This window comes from Paenibacillus sp. WC2504, from assembly GCF_052682475.1.
The window spans coordinates 7860504-7878338 of sequence record NZ_JBQZFH010000001.1; the positions used below are offsets into that span (position 1 = coordinate 7860504).

The following is a 17835-nucleotide window of genomic DNA, read 5'->3' on the forward strand; positions in this document are numbered from 1 at the left end:
CCTCCCTTGGTCTGTAAAGGCCTTGCGAGAGGTGCGGGCTTTTTTCGTTCTCTTACTGTTGCATAAAACGTTCGAACGATGCTTGGCAGTCCATCGCAAGCCGTTCCTCATCCTCTCCAACAAGCCTGCCGTTCTCGACGACGACCTTTCCAGCCACGATGGTGTAATCCACTGGTCGCTTAAGGCCAACCGTTGCCAGCCATGATTTGGGGTCGGTCTGCGTCCCTACAGCGTCAATATGGTCTACACGAACCATGAACAAGTCCGCGGCCTTCCCTACCTCAAGCGATCCGATATCGGATCTGCCTAAAATTTCAGCGCCGCCTCTGGTGGCGATTTTCAATAAATCATAGCCGCTGGGCGCCTGAGCGCTGGATTGCAGTCTGTGCAGCAAATACGCTACCCTGAGCTCCTCAAGCAAGTTCGATCCGTCATTGGATGCACTGCCATCCACCGCCAAGCCTACGGGAATTCCCATATTGAGCATTTCGGGGACTCTCGCGATACCGGACGAAAGCTTCATGTTGGAAATCGGGCAATGGGCGACGCCGGTTTGGGTTTGCGCGAGCACCCTCATTTCCTCATCGTTAAAATGAATGCCATGGGCGTACCACACGTCGGACCCTAACCAGTCCAGGCTTTCCATATAAGCCAGCGGTCTCATGCCGAATCTTTCAAGCGTATAGGCTTCTTCATTCTTCGTCTCAGCCAGATGAGTGTGAAGCCGTACGCCTTTGGCTCTAGCCAGCTTCGCCGACTCCCGCATCAGCTCTGCGGAGACGCTGAAGGGTGAGCACGGCGCCAGCACCACCTGACGCATCGAGCCTGCGCTGGCATCGTGATAACGATCAATCAGCCTCTCACTGTCAGCAAGGATCGTATCCAGGTCCTGCACGACGCTCATAGGAGGTAAACCTCCTTGATCCTTGCCAAGCGTCATGGACCCTCTGGAAGCTACGAAGCGAATGCCTAGGCGTTCGGCTGCTTCGAACTGCTTATCGATGAAATGAGCGCTATTTTGCTGCGGAAATACATAATGATGGTCGAAAACGGTGGTACACCCATTTTTCATGAGATCGGCAATGCCTGTTAGGGAGCTGTGATACACGGTATCAGGCGTGATCCCCTTCCAAATTTCATATAGATAGCGGAGCCAGTCGAATAACTCCAGCTTTTGCACCTGCGGCAAATTGCGCGTAAACGTCTGATACAGGTGATGATGCACGTTAACCAAGCCTGGGTACACAAACATTTGCGAGGCATCGATAACCCTGTCTGCTTCATACATGTCCTTCCCCATCTTCGTAATCCGATTCCCTTCGATAAGGATATTCGTCCGTTCCAACACACGATCCCCGGCATCCACCGTAACAATAGCCTGCGCATTGCGAATTAATAATGAACCCATCTTTCATTCCTCCTCAACGTAAAAAAATCCTAACCAACAAACACAATATATAAGCATATATTGTGTTCGTAGTTAGGACTTAGGTTCCCAGTAGAGCCCCCGAACCAAATTATCGAGGTTATACGAACTATGAAATTATGATTTGAAGCCATATTTAGCCTCAGTATAGGCAACTTTTGGGAGCGCGTCAATTGGTTTGAAATGATTTTTTCACGAAATTGGAATAAGCTCCCTTCGAAATGGATATATTATCAAAGCTGCGTTAACAAGCTGTCAGGTTCTGAATGATCCAAGAGCAACACGCAGGAACAAATTATTGGAGGTTTATGTCTACATGGAAACAGGTACTGTAAAATGGTTTAATGCAGAAAAAGGGTTTGGCTTTATCGAAATGGAAGGCGGCAATGATGTGTTCGTTCACTTCAGCGCTATTACAGGGGAAGGTTTCAAAAGCTTGGATGAAGGCCAACGCGTACAATTTGAAGTTGTTCAAGGTAACCGCGGACCGCAAGCTGAAAATGTAGTCAAGCTGTAGTCCTTACCACATATTGCTATACACTGCTTGCGAGTCTGAGGCTGAGTCTATAATGACAAGGAGGAGTTCACATGTACTTTTCAAAGAAATCGATGGAACCTGTGCCCGAAGAGCAAACGAACATTTGGACCTGCAGCACGGAACAGTGCTCATGTTGGATGAGAGATAACTTTTCATTCGACGAAAGTCCGGAATGTCCGATTTGTCATTCTGCCATGGTCAAGGATTCAAAGATGCTCCCAACCTTATCGAACACAAGCAGCAGGCGATAATTAGTAATACAGCCTACGGCAGTACCCGAAGCCCTTATTGTCTCCGAGAATGGAGGCAATAAGGGCTTTGCTATTCATAAGTGCTATGAACAGGAAAAAAGAGACCCGCGAAGGAGTCTCCCCTGTCCATTTTTATAAAATCGTACGCTGAAAATCTGCTTCATCATAGGCTTTGTACTCACTGGAAGGCTTCGCCAGGACAAGGATTTTCCCCCGATCCAGCTCACCTTCCAAACGACTGGCCTCTACATCCGGCACGCCGAGAGCCTTCATCTTCGCCCTAAGCTCATCGCCGCGGGAACGGAAAAGATTTGCTATAGCGGTCAGCATGCCCTCCTCCTGCACGGTAATTTGCTCTGCACCCGTATAATTTGCGACGAAATCGGTACCTTCAGCACTGTGCGTCAGTACATAAATGTGTTCCCTCGAAAAGCCTTCCCTGTACAATTGCTGTACTTTCTCCTGCGCTTCTTGCAGATTGGTTGTCACACTCACTCTTGTGTAAGTACTCATGGTAATTCCTCCTCTTTCGATTGATTTTATTGGGTTAAGCGATTGTTACTGTGGGTTCATGTAGACTAGTTGTGAACTAGATGCCTCGGCGTCTGCCGAAAATCAGCGATACGACAAACATGATCAGGAATACGAAGAACAGTACTTTGGCAATTCCTACTGCCGCTGAAACAATTCCAAAAAATCCGAATACACCAGCTACAAGAGCAATGATTAGAAACATGACAGCCCAGCCTAACATAGGAAACACCCTCTTTTCATCTTAAATTTGTGTTGCTTGGCTATGATATCTATTAACCGCTTGTCCTTAAAATGAAACATTTATCGGTGGAAAATCTCCCGTTCCATTCTCTCCAACCTCTGATCCATCCGTTCGAGCAGCTCCTTCATCTCCATATTCTCTTGTTCAGCCCGATAATTAATGGCAAAATCCAGGATAGCCTCCTGCTTATCTCGATTTGCCTGACGATTCTGGCTCATGAGGATAACCGGCGCTTGAAAAGCCGATATGCACGAAAGTATCAAATTCAGCAAAATGAACGGCGGCTTATCGTAGGCAAAACGCGTCAGATTGAGCAGCATCCAGCTCACCAGAAAAAGAGCGAACAGCACGATAAACGTCCAGCTTCCGCCAAATACCGCGATACGGTCGGCAATGCGATCCGCCCAGGACGACTTTTTGGCCTGCTGCTGCGTCAAATGCGACTTGATATTCCCTTGATACTCTCTGACCATTGCGGTAATCCGCGTCAGCTGCTCGATATTAAGCTTGGCATGCGTATCACGCTCCAACTCTTGAATCAGCTTATCGGGTATGCGCTCATTTGGAGTCTTCAGCTCATCTGCTACGCTCATTGTGATCTCCTTCTTTCTGGTGATTTATAAACATTGTTAACCGCTGGCGCTGCGGGCGAAACAAGGGTTGATGGAGTGCATATGAGGTTAGATAGCTTAACCCATGGTTATTTGGGAACTACAGTCCTTTATTCTCCTGAAATAGCTTGTTCCATACAGATAAAGGGAACTGTGGGCCACTATTTTGGCGTTTCGCTCGATAAAGTGTGGCACGAAGGCCGAATAGTGCCCTGTAGTTCCGCTCATCGTGGAAAAATGCTTCTTTTTCCCAAAAATAGAGGCCCCCAGTTCCCTTAAGATACACCTATGCAGCGTTCTCCCAGGTTTTTTACTGTTCCTCAACCATAAAACTCCATCCCCCGCAGCTAGCAACAAAAAAACCACTTGAGACAACGATACCCTCATCGTCTCAAATGGTCTTATCTCTTACGGTATATTCGTTCCTGCGGAACGTACTCCTCATAATGCACGCCTTCCGGCACGAAAAGAATGGACTCTTTCTTGCCTAACCCGAGGTACCCTCCGCCGACCAAGCTGCCGTGAAACAAGCTGTGTACTTGGGTCTGCAGCTTATGATCGAAGTAGATCAAGACATTGCGGCACAAGATCACATGAAATTCATTAAAAGAGCCGTCCGTTGCCAAATTGTGCTGTGCGAACATCAAGTTATCCTTCATGACCGGCTGGAAGTAAGCGTACTGATGATCCGTTGTGTAATATTCGGAGAAAGCTTTCGTCCCGCCGGAATCCAAATAATTTTTGGTGAAGTATTGCATCTGCTTAAGCGGGAAGGCCCCTTTTTGCGCGGCATCAATCGCTTTCTCATTCATATCCGTTGCATAGATCTTTGTTCGCTCCGCCAAGCCCTCTTCCTGCATCAGGATCGCCATGGAGTACACTTCCTCCCCCGTCGCGCAGCCGGCATGCCAGATGCGAATCTCGGGGTACTTCCTGAGCTCAGGCACGACCCGATTGCGAAAAGCGCGGAAAAAGCTGGGGTCTCGGAACATCTCGGTGACGCGGATCGACATGTCATTGAGCAAGCGGTCCACGAAGCCAGGTTCATGGAGAACCTTCTCCAATAGGGCGGTGACGTTCGGCAGCTTCTCTGCTTTCATGCGATTCAGAACCCGCCTCCGTAAGGAAGAACGGACATAGTGGCGGAAATCAAACCCGTACATTTGATACAGGCCTTCTAAGAGGAGATTAATCTCAATGTTTTGTCGTTCATCCTCATAAGGCGGGTTCTCCAAGTCGACGGGCTCTTCCACAAGCTTACGATTCAATGTTTTTTCACCTGCTTCGTTAGCCATACACGCATGAGCGAAAATAGCTGATCCATATTTAGCGGCTTCGTAATATAGTCGGAAGCGCCGGCTTCCAGACATTTCTCCTTCTCACTTTTCATCGCTTTGGCCGTAAGGGCGATAATTGGCAGTTCATGCATCTGCAGTTCTCCTCGAATCGCCTGCATGGCCTCATAACCATCCATGACCGGCATCATGATGTCCATCAAGATGAGATCGTACTCGGCGCCTTCGCCTAACATTTCCAGGGCATCTTTCCCGTGATCCGCTACATCCACGGTAACTCCCTTCGTCTCCAGCGCAGTAACGAGCGCGAAAACGTTGCGCGCATCATCGTCGACGAGCAGCACTCTTTTGCCTTGGAACAGCTGCGCATCCGAATGGATGACATCCACGTCCCCAATCATCGTTTCAACCGATGAAACGGCAGACGGCGCCACAGCTTGCGTAGAAATAATCGTTCGCTCTTCCACGGCTGCGGCAATTTCCCCTCCATGAGGGTCATTGCCAGGCGACCCGTTATCCTGCTCCGTTTCAATTGCGTTAGGCACGTAGAGCGTAAATGTACTGCCCTTGTGCACCTCGCTTTTCACAACAATGGAGCCCCCGAGCAGACGCGTAAACTCGCGGCAGATGGATAAACCAAGCCCTGTTCCGCCAAATTGCCGGTTGGTTGTGCCATCCACCTGGCGGAACGCTTCGAAAATGACCTGCTGCTTGTCGATGGGAATCCCGATACCGGTATCCGTAATCGAGATGGCAAGTACTTTTTCTGCCGGATCTCTGCGCAGGAGCTCCTTCACACGAACCGGGTCGGCAAGCGCGATTTTCATCATCACGGAACCTTTTTCGGTAAATTTAAACGCGTTGGAGAGCAGATTCTTCAATATTTGCTGTAGACGCTGACCGTCCGTCTGAATGACATTCGGCACATCCGGATCCAAGGTGATGTCAAAGTCGAGTCCCTTTTTCTCCGCGACCGGAGCAAACATAAGCTTCATCAATTGCGGCAGTTCAGTCACATTGAAATCGTCCGTCATGATTTCTATTTTGCCCGCCTCGACTTTGGATAAATCCAGGATATCGTCGATTAGCGCCAGCAGATCCTTCCCTGCGGCATTCACCACGCGCGAATATTCCACAATCTCTGACATTTGCAAATCGCCGTTATTTTCCGCGAGCATCTGGGACAAAATCATGATACTGTTCAGCGGCGTACGCAGCTCATGCGACATATTGGCAAGGAAGTCGGATTTGTACTGGGAGCTCGTCTTCAGCTTTAACGAATAATCTTCCAGCTCGTCTTTGGCCTTCTTTAATTCCAACGCCTTTTGCTCAGAGAAATGGTTCTGCTCTTCTAAGAATTCGTTGGTCATGCGCAGCTGTTCCTGCTGCATTTGCAGCTCTTCCGACTGCGCCTGCAGCTCCTCGGATTGCGCTTGAAGCTCTTCCGTCAATATCTGAGACTCCGATAGCAATCGCTCTACTTCCATGCGGCTGCGCACATTTGTGATGGCCGAACCAAACTTCTCTTGCAGCGAGTCAACCAAGGTCAAATGCTGAGCCTGGAACGTATGAAGAGACGCTAACTCGATGACAGCCTCTGTGTGACCATTCACAAGAATCGGCGCTACCAGCAAGTTACGGGGGACCGAAGCACCTAAACCAGACGTAAGTTTCACATGATTTTCCGGCAGGTTATCGATGAGGAAAATACGCTGATCCACCGCACATTGACCAACCAAACCTTCTCCCAACCGGAAAACAGCCGCAGCAGGATCCTTTCCGGACGCCGCATACCCGGCTATTTTCACATAGCGAGTTTCCTCCCCGACGTTTTCACGTAGGTAGACAGCCCCATAAACACTATCCAGCATTGGCGCTAATTTGCTTATAAAAGTTCCACCCAAACAGCCGATATCATTAATTCCTTGATACAAAGTGGCGACTTCGGCGATATTCGTTTGAATCCAGTTTTGCTTCTCCAAATCTCCCAACATTTCATTGGTCGCTTCCGCCAACTCTCTTATTTCATCATGGCTGGTCAGTTCAATTCTCGACGTCAGATTCCCTTCGGAAGATGTAATATAACGAATCATTCTCGTAACTTGCTTGATCGTACTTGTAATAGAATTAGATAAGACCAGTGCTACAATTATTGCAAAAATAGAAATGATGCCAAGAAGCGTGAAAAGCACAATTTTAAGATTTTTATTACTTTGAGCGAGCTGCTCAGCTCTAGCCGTCGTCAGCTGCTTTTCTGCGGCAAGAAAAGAATCAAATTGGGTACGCAGTTGATCCATCAGTTTTTTTCCTGAATTTTGCCTGAAGTAATCGTCAATTGCCGCCTGTTTGTTTTCTTTCTTCAACAGAATCACATTATCACCGGCCGTGCGGATCCAACTTTGGATGGTCGGCTTGATACGCTCCAAACTCTCTTTCTGAGCGGGGTTATAACTGACTAACTGCAGAAGCTTATTATAATTATCGAGCCATGTTTTGTTGGCTGTATCGTAGGGTTCCAAGTATTGAACGTCTCCAGTAATGATGTAGCCTCGCATGCCGGTTTCCATATCAACCATATTTTTCTGTATGGCGTTGATAAGATCATGCGCTTCCAAATCATGACTGGAGACGAAATCCACTTCCTTCTGCAGCGCATTGACACGACCGCTCACAATGAGAAGAGCAATTCCTAAGCATATGATAATAAATACATATCCCATTATTATTTTTGCACGTATATTCGCACGAAAAAATTTGCCCATAGCAGCCTCCTAGTACAGTTCATAGAGAACGTTAGTTAACATTCTACTAATCTAACTATACCATAGTTACGGAGGTAGAGAGAAAAACAACGCCTATTCCTGTAGTTTTTCTAGTATTTCATCGAGCTCCGGATCTGACTCTGGAAATGCTAGATTCATGCTCTCTAGCGCTTCTACAGCGATTTGCAGCACAGCCCAATCCCGGTACCAGCGATGATTGGCTGGCACAATGTACCAAGGCGCCGTTTCAGAGCTGCAATGCTTAAATACCGCTTCATAGGCTTCCTCATATTCGGCCCATGACTCCCGCTCTACCAAATCATTTTTATCAAATTTCCAATGCTTCGTAGGATCTGTCAGCCGATTGCGCAGTTTTGCAAGTTGGAAATCTTTCGAGATGTGGAGAAAAATCTTCACGATTTTCACGCCACCGCTCTCCAATAATTTCTCAAATCGGTTAATATGCTTGAATCTGCTCTTCACTTCCGACCCGCTAATCCAATTATGGACTCTCGTGATGAGCACATCTTCGTAATACGAACGAATGAAGGCTCCGATCATCCCTTTGGCCGGTGCAATCTGATGAGCGCGCCATAAGAAATCATGAGCCGCTTCCTCTTCCGTTGGCGCACGGAAACTGTTTACCCGGAATCCCTGCGGATGCAACCCCCCAAGAGCATGCTTAACGACGCCATCTTTGCCACTGCAATCCATCCCCTGTATAACAAAAAGAACGGATTGCTTCTTCTCGGCGTACAGCTTATTTTGCAGTGCTTCCAGCTGCTCTTTCAAGCGTTCAACCTCAGCTTCTACCTCTTCCCTGTCATGGACGGCTCCGGTATCATTGGGGTCGATATTCGCTAAACGAAACTTTTTTCCATATTCCAATTTAAAATGCTTGACTGGCATAGGCCGGCCTCCTCTAAGGATTGGGTGTAAGAACTGCCTTCAGTTTCAGTATTGCCCGCTTCTGAATACGGGAAACACTCATCTGGGATATCCCTAGCTGATCCGCAATTTGACGCTGAGAGAGCCCTTCCTGATAGATAAGATGAATGACTTTCTTCTCTTCCTCTTTCAAGCAGGTCATCGCCTCTTCCAGATCCATTCGTCTCTCCAGGGATTGATATTCGTCGGTCGACCCGGCAATCATATCACCAATCGTCGCACTATCCCCTTCACTGTTCAGTGGCGTATCCAGCGAGGTGTAATGATAATAGTCTCGGCCAGCCAGTATTTCTATGGTCTCTTCCGTGCTGAGCTCCAAATAAGCCGCCATTTCATCGATATTCGGCGACCGTTCGAGCTTGACGGTGAGCTCATCCAAGGCTCTCTGAACGAGGGCTCCTTTCTCCTTAATTCGTCGCGGAACCTGTATGTACCATGACTTGTCACGCAAATAGTTCTTCAGGTGACCGATCAAGCTTTTCATCGCATAAGCTTCAAATGGAGTATCCAGTGTACTATCGTACTGGGTGAACAGCCGAAGCAAAGACATCTGCCCGACCTGATACAGATCCTCATAGAGATCAGGACGGCTCCGTGACATCTTGCCGACTGCCATACGAACGATAGGTTCATAGTGCAGCAGCAGTGCCGTAGCCGTCTCTTGGCAAGCCGTCTCTTTATAAATTTTCATTTTCACATACATGTCATAGAGAGGCTTGTTGGATGATGCATTCACATTCATACCATTTCCTCTTTTCTATTCATCTGCCCTGTTAACTGCTTCTTCAAAACAACCTGAGTGCCTTTACCGCTGTCCGTTAACACCTGCACATCGTCCATTAAAGCCTGCATGAGGAACAATCCTAACCCCCCTACCGCCGCTTCACTAATGGATTTATGATGCAGAGCAACCGTATCGGATTCGGCTTGCACATAATGAAAGCTATTCCCTTCATCCTTAACACTAATTTGCAAAAATCCGTCCTGCTGCTCGTACTGAATCTCAATGGTTCCAGGCTGCCCCTGTTCATAAGCATGCAGAATGGCATTATTGCAAGCTTCTGCTACAGCCACCTTCATATCTTCAATATCTTCAAATGAGAAGCCCGCTTTAGAGGCTACACCGTATAAGGTAAGTCGGACAATATCTAAGTATTCCGCCTGTGCGGGGATCGTAAGGCCGATGTATGGGTTCATATAATTTCTTCTTTCCTTTCTGCTCTGCCTTGATTATGAATTTGCAGTTCTCCGTCCACCAAATAGCGGGCAACGCCTGTGATTTCAAATAAACGTTGAATTCTGGCGGGAATATGCTGAATACGGAAGGGTGCGCCCATCGCAGCTCTTACTTTAAGCACCGAGACAATTAAACCTATCCCCGTGCTGTCAATGTAACGCAGCTCTTTTAAGTCTAAGGTTAATTGCTGATCACCCTGAGAGACGACAGAATCCAGAACGGCCGCAAGCTCGGAGGCTGCTGACAAATCAAGTTCCCCGCTTAAGTATATAATATTTTCTTCCCCATTCGATTGCTTATAAACCGTAAATTTGCGTATGTTCACAAAGATAGCTCCTTCCTATTTCATGCTGCCCATATGAGGCGTCTTTTTGGATTTAAACTTCTTCCACATCTCGACCGAAACTGCCGCTCCCTGCAAAATCGTTTGCCATCTGCGGCTTAATGACGGCGTATCTTTCGGCAATCGCGTTTGTTTCACCGCGTCGATGAAACCTGTGGCTGATTGTTTCATAGAAGATGTAAGTTCGTGGACGACTTGACCAACGTCGTTCACGGAGCTGAACAGATGATTCAACTTTGCCAGCTTCGCACGAACATCTATAGCCATCTCATTGGTATTGAGAATAACGTCCTGTACTTCGGAAGAAATCTGCGTGACTTCGTCCTTCATTTGACCCATCGTCAGTGTGATCTGATCCAGGGACAGCTTCAGTGATTTCAAGGTTTGAATCAAATAGAAGACAAGGAATACGAAAGCTACGGCAGCAAGGACTGCGCTAAGTTCGACCAACATGTCAATCACCCCTGTTCGCTTGATTAGTTTGCTTGATTACTTATCGTTACCCGTATCGCCGAGAAATGAAACAGCCCTCCATGAATTTCCAGATGTTTCTATGCTATGTTTCAAAAGTGAACCTCCCGGGTAAAGACAAGATAGAAACAATGAAACAATCCTATAAGATGAATGGAGGAATTTCCCATGGCGAAAACCGCATTGAAGGAACATGCCATTACCGAAACGTTGGACAAGCAAGTAGCGAACTTCTCAATACTATATATGAAACTGCATAACTATCACTGGTATGTAAAAGGAGAAAATTTCTTCACGCTGCATCTAAAATTCGAAGAGTTGTATGGGGAGGCCGCGCTGCATCTGGATGTTATCGCAGAACGAATGCTTTCGCTGCGCGCCGTGCCAACCGCTACCCTGCAGGAGCACCTGGAGCTTGCTTCCATCAAAGAAGCTAGCAAGGGGGCTTCCGCAGCGGAAATGGTGAAGCAGTTGGCAAGCGACTTCACCCTCATCTGCTCGGAGTTGACCGAGGGAATCGCGCTTGCCGAAGAAAGTAAGGATCAGCCGACCGCTGATATGCTGATCGGGATTCGCGCTTCGCTTGAGAAGCATAGCTGGATGCTGGAATCTTTCCTCGGCCGCTAAGACATAGCCGATCATAGTTCCCTTAGCCACAAAGGGCTATCTCCATAGGTCATAATTGACCCTAGAGATAGCCCTTTTTTATACATATTTAACGAGCGTGACTTCCGTCCCTTGCTCGGTGTTCACCGTCACCTCGTCCATCAGCGCTTGCATGAGATACATGCCAAGGCCTCCAGACTGCAGTTCGCCGAGTGTCCGGACATCCGGAGGTTCCGACTGCTCTTGCTGACTTTGGTAATCAAAGCCAGGGCCGTCATCTTTCACTTTCACAATCAGCTTGCCTTCACCAAGCTCAAAGCTGATTTGGATTTGCCCCAGCGTGGCCGACGTCTCCCCATGAAGCACCGCATTGTTGCAGGCCTCCGAAACCGCTACTTTCATATCCTCGATATCCTCATAGGAAAACCCCAGCTTAGAGGCAACCCCGTAGAGACTAAGCCTGACGAGGTCCAGGTACTCCGCTGCTGCGGGTATGTGCAGACGAACGACGTTCATGCGGTTCCTTCGATCCCTTCATTAAGAAATCCGGAAATGCCTGTAAGGTCAAACAGCCTTTTAATACCGGATGGAATATGGCGTACGGCAAACGGCGCTTTCAACTCATCGCGTATTTTCAAAGCAGAGACCACAATACCGATCCCCGTGCTATCGATGTATGTTAACTTGCTTACGTCTAGAATTAACGCCTTATCGGTTCTATGAACAACCGCTTCGAGCGCATGGCGGAACGTTAAAGCTGCTGCCAAATCGAGTTCACCGCGGATATGAAGCAGTATAGATGTTTCCAATTCTTCTTGATCAACTTGGAACTTTTCTACGGACATGAGCCACACTCCTTCTATGTGATTTGCTCTTTCAAGTGTAACAAGTGCCTAGCCTTTACACAAGGTTTACAGCCAAAAGCCTGATCTGCCGGGCCTTTCCGGACATGCAACGAAGCCGGCCAATCCGGCCAGCCTCCGCTTACAACACTCCGCTCTTCTCCGCTACGAATGGATGGGCGTACTCGCCGCAAATGACCGCTCCCTGCTCCACCATGACTTGTTTGTCCAAAATAACACGGTCCAAATAGGCGCCTGCCTGGATCATGCAATCCTGCATGATCACGCTATTTTTGACGTGCGCTCCCGCATGAACGGCAACTCCGGGGAACAAGATGCTGTTCTCCACAAAGCCTTCTATTCGGCAGCCGGGCGCAACGAACGCATTGCGTATCAAAGCTTGCTGATGACATGCGATCGCAGTCTCGTCCTCTTTTCGCGTATACACAGACTCTTGATGCTCCATGAACTGCCTCCATCCATGCGGCTGCAGCAGCTGCATGCTGTGCGCATAGTAACTGTCAACGGAATCCATAATCGCCATATAGCCATGATTGGCATAACCTTGTACATGAAGGTGGTCCAGCTGCTCCCATACCGCCTGTTTCAGATCCATGGCTTTTCCGGGCTTCAGGCTCATCTCAATGAGATCAATCAGCAGCTTGCGCTCCAGAACCATCGTGTCCAGATCAATATTTTGCGGAGAGAGGCTTGGCAGCGCATGGTAGGTGGGAGCGGCGCCAACAACCCGGCCTTGATCATTTATATTTAAGCTGTAAGCATGTCCAATATGCGCATGGCGGTCCATCTCCGTCAAATGTTTGAAAAGTACCGTAATGTCCGCTCTGCTACTGTCATGGTATTCCATCATTTGATCATAATGGGAATGATAAATAATGCGGCTGGGTGCAAGCAAAACATACTTCTCCGCTCTGGATTTCAAGTAATCCAGAGGGTAATCCAACTGAAGCTCATCGTCATGCTTGGCGGCTAGTGTGTGCAGCGCCTCTAACCCATAGTGCCGACCGTTTCCGATATGCTGGAGCAGCGATTCCGCCTTCGGAGTCGCCAGCACCACCACCTCTTGAATGCCGGCATTGCTCATATTGGAAAGCGCAAAATCCGCTAACCGGTACCGGCCGGCAAAAGGCACTGCCCCCACGCACCGGTCACGGGTAAGTGTGGACAAATCGCTTTGCTCATTCATGAGATTAATGAAACCAAGAACATTCTCCATACGGCATTCCTCCTCTGGGCTTAAACGAAATTCAGCCGCGTACCGGTCAATGTAGCAGGTATAGAGGCTGGATAGTGACGTCCAATCACGGATTTCTCACCGACAACAGTAATGCCCGGATTCCCTGGCTTGCCTACGATAGCGCCGTCTTTAATAATTGATCCTTCCCCAATAATAGCGTTAAGGATAAGGGCGTGCTCCCCAATCTGCACGCCGGGCATAATGACGCTGTTCAGCACCCGGCTATGCTTGCCGACCTTCACACCATCGAATAGAACCGAGTGACTGACATTGCCGTAGACAGAGACGCCATCCCCTATTTCGGCGTTATTAACCCGCGCGTCAAGCGCCACTTGGCTTCTGGGGAAGTTCCGTTTGGCCGTCAGCACAGGCCATGCCTCCTGATTCATCTGCAGCCTCGGATTATAACCAAGCAAATCCATGTGAGATTCCCATAGGCTTTCTATCGTGCCAACGTCCTTCCAGTATCCTTCAAAAGGATAGGCTGACACATGCGCCCCTGCAGCCAATAGCCCGGGAATAATGTCATGGCCAAAATCATGGCTTGAAGCCGGATGATCCGCATCCTGCTCCAAACAGGACTTCAGGAACTCCCAGTTGAATATGTAAATCCCCATGGAGGCTAAGTTGCTGGCCGGTTTGAACGGCTTTTCCGCAAAAGCGGTAATCCGATGCTGCTCATCTACGCTAACAATCCCGAACCGGCTGGTTTCCTCCCATTTCACCGGTATAACCGAAATCGTGGCATCCGCGCCGGTTGCCTGATGATGTTCCAGCATCGTCCGATAATCCATGTTATAAATATGATCGCCGGAGAGGATCAGCACATAACTCGGGTTATGCTCCTGCAGATAAGCCAGGTTTTGATAGACGGCATCTGCGGTTCCCTTATATGCATTAGGTGCTCCGGCCTGCCGCTCCAGAACGGAAATGCCGCTGCCGCCACTTCCAGCACCTTCCACCTGCCAAACGTCCCCGCTCCCGATGTGCGCATGCAAAACAGCCGGTTTATACTGCGTCAGCACGCCAATCGTACCGATTCCTGAATTGCGGCAATTGCTCAAAGCGAAATCAATCATCCGATATTTCGCTCCAAAATGAACCGCCGGCTTCGCCATATACCTCGTTAACGGACGAAGCCTGCTCCCTTCTCCGCCAGCCAACAGCATAGCTACACATTCCTGCTTTTTCATCATCATCTCATCCTTCCCTTTGGTTTTTTTTGAAAATGACAGCCGCCAGTGGCGGTATCGTTACCTGAATGCTGTAAGGTTGATTCTGACACGACCACTCTTCCGCAGTCTGTGCAGACTCATTCATCACACCCGATCCACCGTATTCTGGGCGATCACTGTTAAATACTTCTTGATATTGCGCAAGCTCTTTCACTCCAATACGGTAACCTTCGTGTGTTTCGGGTTTGAAATTACAAACCATAAGGAGGTCTTCATTCTCCTCCCCTTTCCGGCCAAATAACACCAGACCGTCCGCCGTATCCTCAAAATCAATCCCTTCAAACCCATCAGGCGCATAATCCCGCTCCCACAGAGCCTTCTCCGATATATAGAAATGATTTAGTGTCTTCACAAAATGTTGAAACTGTTGATGTTCACGATCCTGCAGTACATCCCACGTGAGTGCCGCTTCCGAGTCCCAATCCTGCTCCTGGCCGAATTCGCTGCCCATGAACAGGAGCTTTTTGCCGGGATGCCCGATCAGATAGGCGTACAGCACACGCAGATTGGCAAATCTCTGCCAGCTGTCGCTTCCCGACATTTTACCCAGGAGAGACTTATCCGGATTAGCCATCTCGTCATGCGCATAAGGGAGGATATAATTCTCATCCCATGCCTGTTGCAGCGATTTCGTCAACTGCGGTTCCAACCCGCTGCGTTCCTCTTGATTCTTTTTCATATAGTCGATTGTGTTCCACGTAAAGCCTAAATTCCATTTATAATTAAAACCCAGTCCGCCCTGTTCAACCGGCTTGGTTACTCCCAGGTATGAACTGGAATCCTCCGCCATCATCAAGGCGTTCGGGTATCTGGCGAAGATGACGGCATTCAGCTTTTGGAGAAAAGCGATGCCTTCCAAATTTTCCTCGCCACCCTCGTTATTCGTGATGCAGTCATCTTCCGACCTGTCAAAATTCAGCGTCAACATACTGTACACCGCGTCGACACGCAAGCCGTCAATATGATAAACATCCATCCAGAACAAAGCATTGGAAATTAAAAAGCTATGCACTTCGGGTTTCTCGTAATCAAAAATATAAGTCCCCCATGTCGGATGCTCGCCTTTACGGTTGTCCGCATATTCGTACAGCGGTTTTCCGTCGAATCGGGCTAATCCGTGAGCGTCTTTGCAGAAATGCGCCGGCACCCAATCCATAATGACGCCGATCCCCATCTGATGGCAGCGATCAACCAAATACATGAACTCCTGAGGCGTTCCGAAACGACTCGTCACCGAGTAATAGCCCGTTATCTGATAGCCCCAGGATTTATCCAGCGGATGCTCCATAAGCGGCATAAGCTCGATGTGCGTAAAGCCATGGGTCACGACATAGTCGACTAACTCGTCCGCCAATTCTCTATAGCTGTAGAAGCCGCCGTCTTCCTTGCGCTTCCAGCTGCCCAGATGCACTTCATAAACCAGAAGCGGCTGCTGTAGAAATTGGTGAGATGTCTTCCCTGCAAGCCAAGCTTCATCCTGCCAAGCATAACCTTCCAAGGAAGTCACTATGGAAGCGGTTCCGGGTCTAAGCTCAGAAGAAAACGCGTAAGGGTCTGACTTCAAATAACAATCATCCTCTGACGTAATAATTTCATATTTGTATAAAGTACCTTCCTTCAATTCGGGGATAAAAAGTGTCCACACACCGTCTGACACCGTCATGCCATGATTCCTACCATCCCAACCGTTGAAGCTGCCCGATACGTTCACTTGCTTTGCATTTGGTGCCCACACGGCGAAATGGACGCCTTTCACAGCATCTTTTTCCTCCAAGTGAGAGCCCAGAAACCGATAACTTTGATACTGCGTACCCTCATGAAATAAATATAGAGCGTCTGAACTGGGTGACGATGTCATCGTTGTCATCCATTTTCCTCCCCGCCATCGATTAACTTCATGCCTTTTATTACCCCCGTTATCGCCTATTGAAACAAAAAATGCACAAGCCGCCCAATTTATGGGACGAACTTGTGCATGTATCCATTTCTTATTAATAAATGCCAATTACGAAATGCTAATCATGACCAGACACATATCGTCCTGTGGAGCCTCGCTTTTGTCATGCGGATAGATCCGCTCCACCAGATCCTCTGGATCGTGTACGCTGCCAGAAGACTGCAGACCTTGCCGTATTTTCGCGATACCATCCTGTTCCTCATCATCCAGCCATTCCGATAGACCATCTGTGAATAATACAATACGTGCCTCTTGCTCATAACGAATTACGCCTTTCGTTACTTCAATTTCCTCAAAAAAACCAATGGCGCAGCAGCCTTCCGTCAACAGCTTCACCTCGCCGTCCAACTCCGCAATGCCTGCGGGGTGCCCCGCATTCACATACTCAATCGTTTGTTTCTCCGTATCCAGCACCAAGTAGATCGCCGTAAAATAATAATTGATCAAACTGTCCGATTGATGCAGCTGATGCATCCTGCCATTCAACTCGCGCATCACACCCTCCGGATCGCAAATATGCGTGATGGTGTCCTTCAAAGCCGAATAAATATACATACACACCAGGGAAGACGAAATACCGTGCCCCATCATATCCAGCAAAATAACACCATACCGATTCGGTCCAATCGGATACCACGCGTAGAAGTCCCCCGCCAATTCCGACGATGGCTTATAGACCGCAGAGATTCGGATATCTTCCTCCTCTATGGGGTTGTTGAGCACGCTGCGCTGTACCTGTTTTGCCAAATCCAGCTCATATTTAATCCGCTTATCCCGCTCTTTGTGCCAATCCTTCTCATATTTCAAACGGAGCGTCGCACGGATTCGGGCAAGCAGCTCCACCTTATTAATTGGCTTCATTACATAATCAAGCGCCCCTGCATCCAAAGCCTCAGCGAGCTTATTCGAATCCCCCATCGCCGTCACGAAAATAATGGGAATATCCCGCAGCCTCTCATCTGCTTGAATCGTGCGACAGGCCTCTACGCCATCGATCTCCGGCATCATCATATCCATTAAGATGAGATCTACCGGCACCTCTGCCGGACTGGGGGAATGCATATCTAATAACTGATACAGCTCTTTCGCCGAGGACACCATTTGAAGATCCGTGTATCCTGCTTTAAGCAGTATTTTTTCAATAATTAGTAAATTTGTCGCGTTATCGTCCACAATGACAATGCTCATCGTCATAACCCCTTTCGGGTAAAAGTTAACTGGAACCCTCATCTAGTTTACCATAGTTCAAAAACAAAGAGCTTCTCTATGTACTACCCGCC

At 48.4% G+C, this 17835-nt stretch carries 20 protein-coding genes and 1 riboswitch; of the genes, 3 read left to right on the plus strand and 17 right to left on the minus strand.

Translation table 11 applies throughout. The features are described 5' to 3' along the window. Positions 1-52: 52 nt before the first annotated feature. Positions 53-1408, minus strand: coding sequence for an 8-oxoguanine deaminase (locus ACUN27_RS35910; RefSeq protein ID WP_445560524.1), 1356 nt, complete (start codon positions 1406-1408; stop codon positions 53-55). A gap of 49 nt (positions 1409-1457) precedes the next feature. Further along, positions 1458-1554: riboswitch (purine riboswitch) on the minus strand. A gap of 188 nt (positions 1555-1742) precedes the next feature. Here ACUN27_RS35910 and ACUN27_RS35915 point away from each other — a divergent pair. Both ACUN27_RS35915 and ACUN27_RS35920 read left to right on the plus strand, forming a co-directional pair. Next, complete coding sequence (locus ACUN27_RS35915) at positions 1743-1943, plus strand: cold-shock protein (RefSeq protein WP_028555458.1); 201 nt, start codon at positions 1743-1745, stop codon at positions 1941-1943. A gap of 71 nt (positions 1944-2014) precedes the next feature. Next, positions 2015-2215: a cold-shock protein gene (locus tag ACUN27_RS35920; protein ID WP_127457760.1), complete on the plus strand. Its 201-nt coding sequence runs from the start codon at positions 2015-2017 to the stop codon at positions 2213-2215. 132 nt (positions 2216-2347) lie between these two features. Here ACUN27_RS35920 and ACUN27_RS35925 read toward each other — a convergent pair whose 3' ends face one another. From ACUN27_RS35925 to ACUN27_RS35970, 10 genes are all read right to left on the minus strand, one after another. Further along, positions 2348-2728: a general stress protein gene (locus tag ACUN27_RS35925; protein WP_326062284.1), complete on the minus strand. Its 381-nt coding sequence runs from the start codon at positions 2726-2728 to the stop codon at positions 2348-2350. Between the two features lie 76 nt (positions 2729-2804). Beyond that, the gene (locus ACUN27_RS35930) at positions 2805-2969 is read right to left on the minus strand and encodes a DUF1328 domain-containing protein (protein WP_127458160.1); all 165 of its coding nucleotides are present in this window, start codon (positions 2967-2969) and stop codon (positions 2805-2807) included. Between the two features lie 80 nt (positions 2970-3049). Further along, positions 3050-3583, minus strand: coding sequence for a DUF1003 domain-containing protein (locus ACUN27_RS35935; protein WP_315954988.1), 534 nt, complete (start codon positions 3581-3583; stop codon positions 3050-3052). Positions 3584-4002: 419 nt separating this feature from the next. Continuing rightward, positions 4003-4896 carry a CheR family methyltransferase gene (locus ACUN27_RS35940; RefSeq protein WP_315954989.1) on the minus strand — a complete coding sequence of 298 codons (894 nt, stop codon included), beginning with the start codon at positions 4894-4896 and terminating at the stop codon, positions 4003-4005. Beyond that, the gene (locus tag ACUN27_RS35945; protein WP_315954990.1) at positions 4866-7658 is read right to left on the minus strand and encodes a CHASE3 domain-containing protein; all 2793 of its coding nucleotides are present in this window, start codon (positions 7656-7658) and stop codon (positions 4866-4868) included. Before ACUN27_RS35945 ends, ACUN27_RS35940 begins: the two co-directional genes overlap by 31 nt. Before the next feature lie 93 nt (positions 7659-7751). Continuing rightward, positions 7752-8567: a PPK2 family polyphosphate kinase gene (locus ACUN27_RS35950; protein WP_326062286.1), complete on the minus strand. Its 816-nt coding sequence runs from the start codon at positions 8565-8567 to the stop codon at positions 7752-7754. A 13-nt stretch (positions 8568-8580) separates the two neighbouring features. Then, the gene (locus ACUN27_RS35955) at positions 8581-9348 is read right to left on the minus strand and encodes a sigma-70 family RNA polymerase sigma factor (protein ID WP_315954992.1); all 768 of its coding nucleotides are present in this window, start codon (positions 9346-9348) and stop codon (positions 8581-8583) included. Continuing rightward, the gene (gene rsbW, locus ACUN27_RS35960) at positions 9345-9803 is read right to left on the minus strand and encodes an anti-sigma B factor RsbW (protein WP_315954993.1); all 459 of its coding nucleotides are present in this window, start codon (positions 9801-9803) and stop codon (positions 9345-9347) included. The genes ACUN27_RS35955 and rsbW (ACUN27_RS35960) overlap by 4 nt, the downstream gene beginning before the upstream one ends. Continuing rightward, on the minus strand, positions 9800-10168 hold the full coding sequence (locus ACUN27_RS35965) for an STAS domain-containing protein (protein ID WP_326062287.1): 369 nt from the start codon (positions 10166-10168) through the stop codon (positions 9800-9802). Before ACUN27_RS35965 ends, rsbW (ACUN27_RS35960) begins: the two co-directional genes overlap by 4 nt. Positions 10169-10183: 15 nt before the next feature. After that, complete coding sequence (locus ACUN27_RS35970) at positions 10184-10639, minus strand: DUF948 domain-containing protein (protein WP_445560525.1); 456 nt, start codon at positions 10637-10639, stop codon at positions 10184-10186. A 186-nt stretch (positions 10640-10825) separates the two neighbouring features. Here ACUN27_RS35970 and ACUN27_RS35975 point away from each other — a divergent pair, with 186 nt between their 5' ends. Beyond that, positions 10826-11284, plus strand: coding sequence for a Dps family protein (locus tag ACUN27_RS35975; RefSeq protein ID WP_315954996.1), 459 nt, complete (start codon positions 10826-10828; stop codon positions 11282-11284). Positions 11285-11362: 78 nt separating this feature from the next. Here ACUN27_RS35975 and rsbW (ACUN27_RS35980) read toward each other — a convergent pair whose 3' ends face one another. The 6 genes from rsbW (ACUN27_RS35980) to ACUN27_RS36005 form a co-directional block, all read right to left on the minus strand. After that, on the minus strand, positions 11363-11779 hold the full coding sequence (gene rsbW, locus ACUN27_RS35980; protein ID WP_326062290.1) for an anti-sigma B factor RsbW: 417 nt from the start codon (positions 11777-11779) through the stop codon (positions 11363-11365). Next, on the minus strand, positions 11776-12108 hold the full coding sequence (locus ACUN27_RS35985; RefSeq protein WP_326062291.1) for an STAS domain-containing protein: 333 nt from the start codon (positions 12106-12108) through the stop codon (positions 11776-11778). Before ACUN27_RS35985 ends, rsbW (ACUN27_RS35980) begins: the two co-directional genes overlap by 4 nt. 139 nt (positions 12109-12247) lie before the next feature. After that, entirely contained in the window at positions 12248-13342 is a 1095-nt protein-coding gene (glgD, locus tag ACUN27_RS35990; protein WP_445560526.1) for a glucose-1-phosphate adenylyltransferase subunit GlgD, read from the minus strand. Between the two features lie 20 nt (positions 13343-13362). Beyond that, complete coding sequence (locus tag ACUN27_RS35995) at positions 13363-14556, minus strand: glucose-1-phosphate adenylyltransferase (protein ID WP_315955000.1); 1194 nt, start codon at positions 14554-14556, stop codon at positions 13363-13365. A gap of 7 nt (positions 14557-14563) precedes the next feature. After that, complete coding sequence (gene glgB, locus ACUN27_RS36000) at positions 14564-16465, minus strand: 1,4-alpha-glucan branching protein GlgB (RefSeq protein WP_445560527.1); 1902 nt, start codon at positions 16463-16465, stop codon at positions 14564-14566. A gap of 138 nt (positions 16466-16603) precedes the next feature. Further along, on the minus strand, positions 16604-17743 hold the full coding sequence (locus ACUN27_RS36005) for a SpoIIE family protein phosphatase (protein WP_445560528.1): 1140 nt from the start codon (positions 17741-17743) through the stop codon (positions 16604-16606). Positions 17744-17835: the final 92 nt, after the last annotated feature.

Bases quoted from the DNA above. Each gene is read 5' to 3' on its own strand.
- ACUN27_RS35910 (WP_445560524.1), bottom strand. From the start codon at position 1,408: ATGGGTTCATTATTAATTCGCAATGCGCAGGCTATTGTTACGGTGGAT.
- ACUN27_RS35915 (WP_028555458.1), top strand. From the start codon at position 1,743: ATGGAAACAGGTACTGTAAAATGGTTTAATGCAGAAAAAGGGTTTGGC.
- ACUN27_RS35920 (WP_127457760.1), top strand. From the start codon at position 2,015: ATGTACTTTTCAAAGAAATCGATGGAACCTGTGCCCGAAGAGCAAACG.
- ACUN27_RS35925 (WP_326062284.1), bottom strand. From the start codon at position 2,728: ATGAGTACTTACACAAGAGTGAGTGTGACAACCAATCTGCAAGAAGCG.
- ACUN27_RS35930 (WP_127458160.1), bottom strand. From the start codon at position 2,969: ATGTTAGGCTGGGCTGTCATGTTTCTAATCATTGCTCTTGTAGCTGGT.
- ACUN27_RS35935 (WP_315954988.1), bottom strand. From the start codon at position 3,583: ATGAGCGTAGCAGATGAGCTGAAGACTCCAAATGAGCGCATACCCGAT.
- ACUN27_RS35940 (WP_315954989.1), bottom strand. From the start codon at position 4,896: ATGGCTAACGAAGCAGGTGAAAAAACATTGAATCGTAAGCTTGTGGAA.
- ACUN27_RS35945 (WP_315954990.1), bottom strand. From the start codon at position 7,658: ATGGGCAAATTTTTTCGTGCGAATATACGTGCAAAAATAATAATGGGA.
- ACUN27_RS35950 (WP_326062286.1), bottom strand. From the start codon at position 8,567: ATGCCAGTCAAGCATTTTAAATTGGAATATGGAAAAAAGTTTCGTTTA.
- ACUN27_RS35955 (WP_315954992.1), bottom strand. From the start codon at position 9,348: ATGAATGTGAATGCATCATCCAACAAGCCTCTCTATGACATGTATGTG.
- rsbW (WP_315954993.1), bottom strand. From the start codon at position 9,803: ATGAACCCATACATCGGCCTTACGATCCCCGCACAGGCGGAATACTTA.
- ACUN27_RS35970 (WP_445560525.1), bottom strand. From the start codon at position 10,639: ATGTTGGTCGAACTTAGCGCAGTCCTTGCTGCCGTAGCTTTCGTATTC.
- ACUN27_RS35975 (WP_315954996.1), top strand. From the start codon at position 10,826: ATGGCGAAAACCGCATTGAAGGAACATGCCATTACCGAAACGTTGGAC.
- rsbW (WP_326062290.1), bottom strand. From the start codon at position 11,779: ATGAACGTCGTTCGTCTGCACATACCCGCAGCAGCGGAGTACCTGGAC.
- ACUN27_RS35985 (WP_326062291.1), bottom strand. From the start codon at position 12,108: ATGTCCGTAGAAAAGTTCCAAGTTGATCAAGAAGAATTGGAAACATCT.
- glgD (WP_445560526.1), bottom strand. From the start codon at position 13,342: ATGGAGAATGTTCTTGGTTTCATTAATCTCATGAATGAGCAAAGCGAT.
- ACUN27_RS35995 (WP_315955000.1), bottom strand. From the start codon at position 14,556: ATGAAAAAGCAGGAATGTGTAGCTATGCTGTTGGCTGGCGGAGAAGGG.
- glgB (WP_445560527.1), bottom strand. From the start codon at position 16,465: ATGACAACGATGACATCGTCACCCAGTTCAGACGCTCTATATTTATTT.
- ACUN27_RS36005 (WP_445560528.1), bottom strand. From the start codon at position 17,743: ATGAGCATTGTCATTGTGGACGATAACGCGACAAATTTACTAATTATT.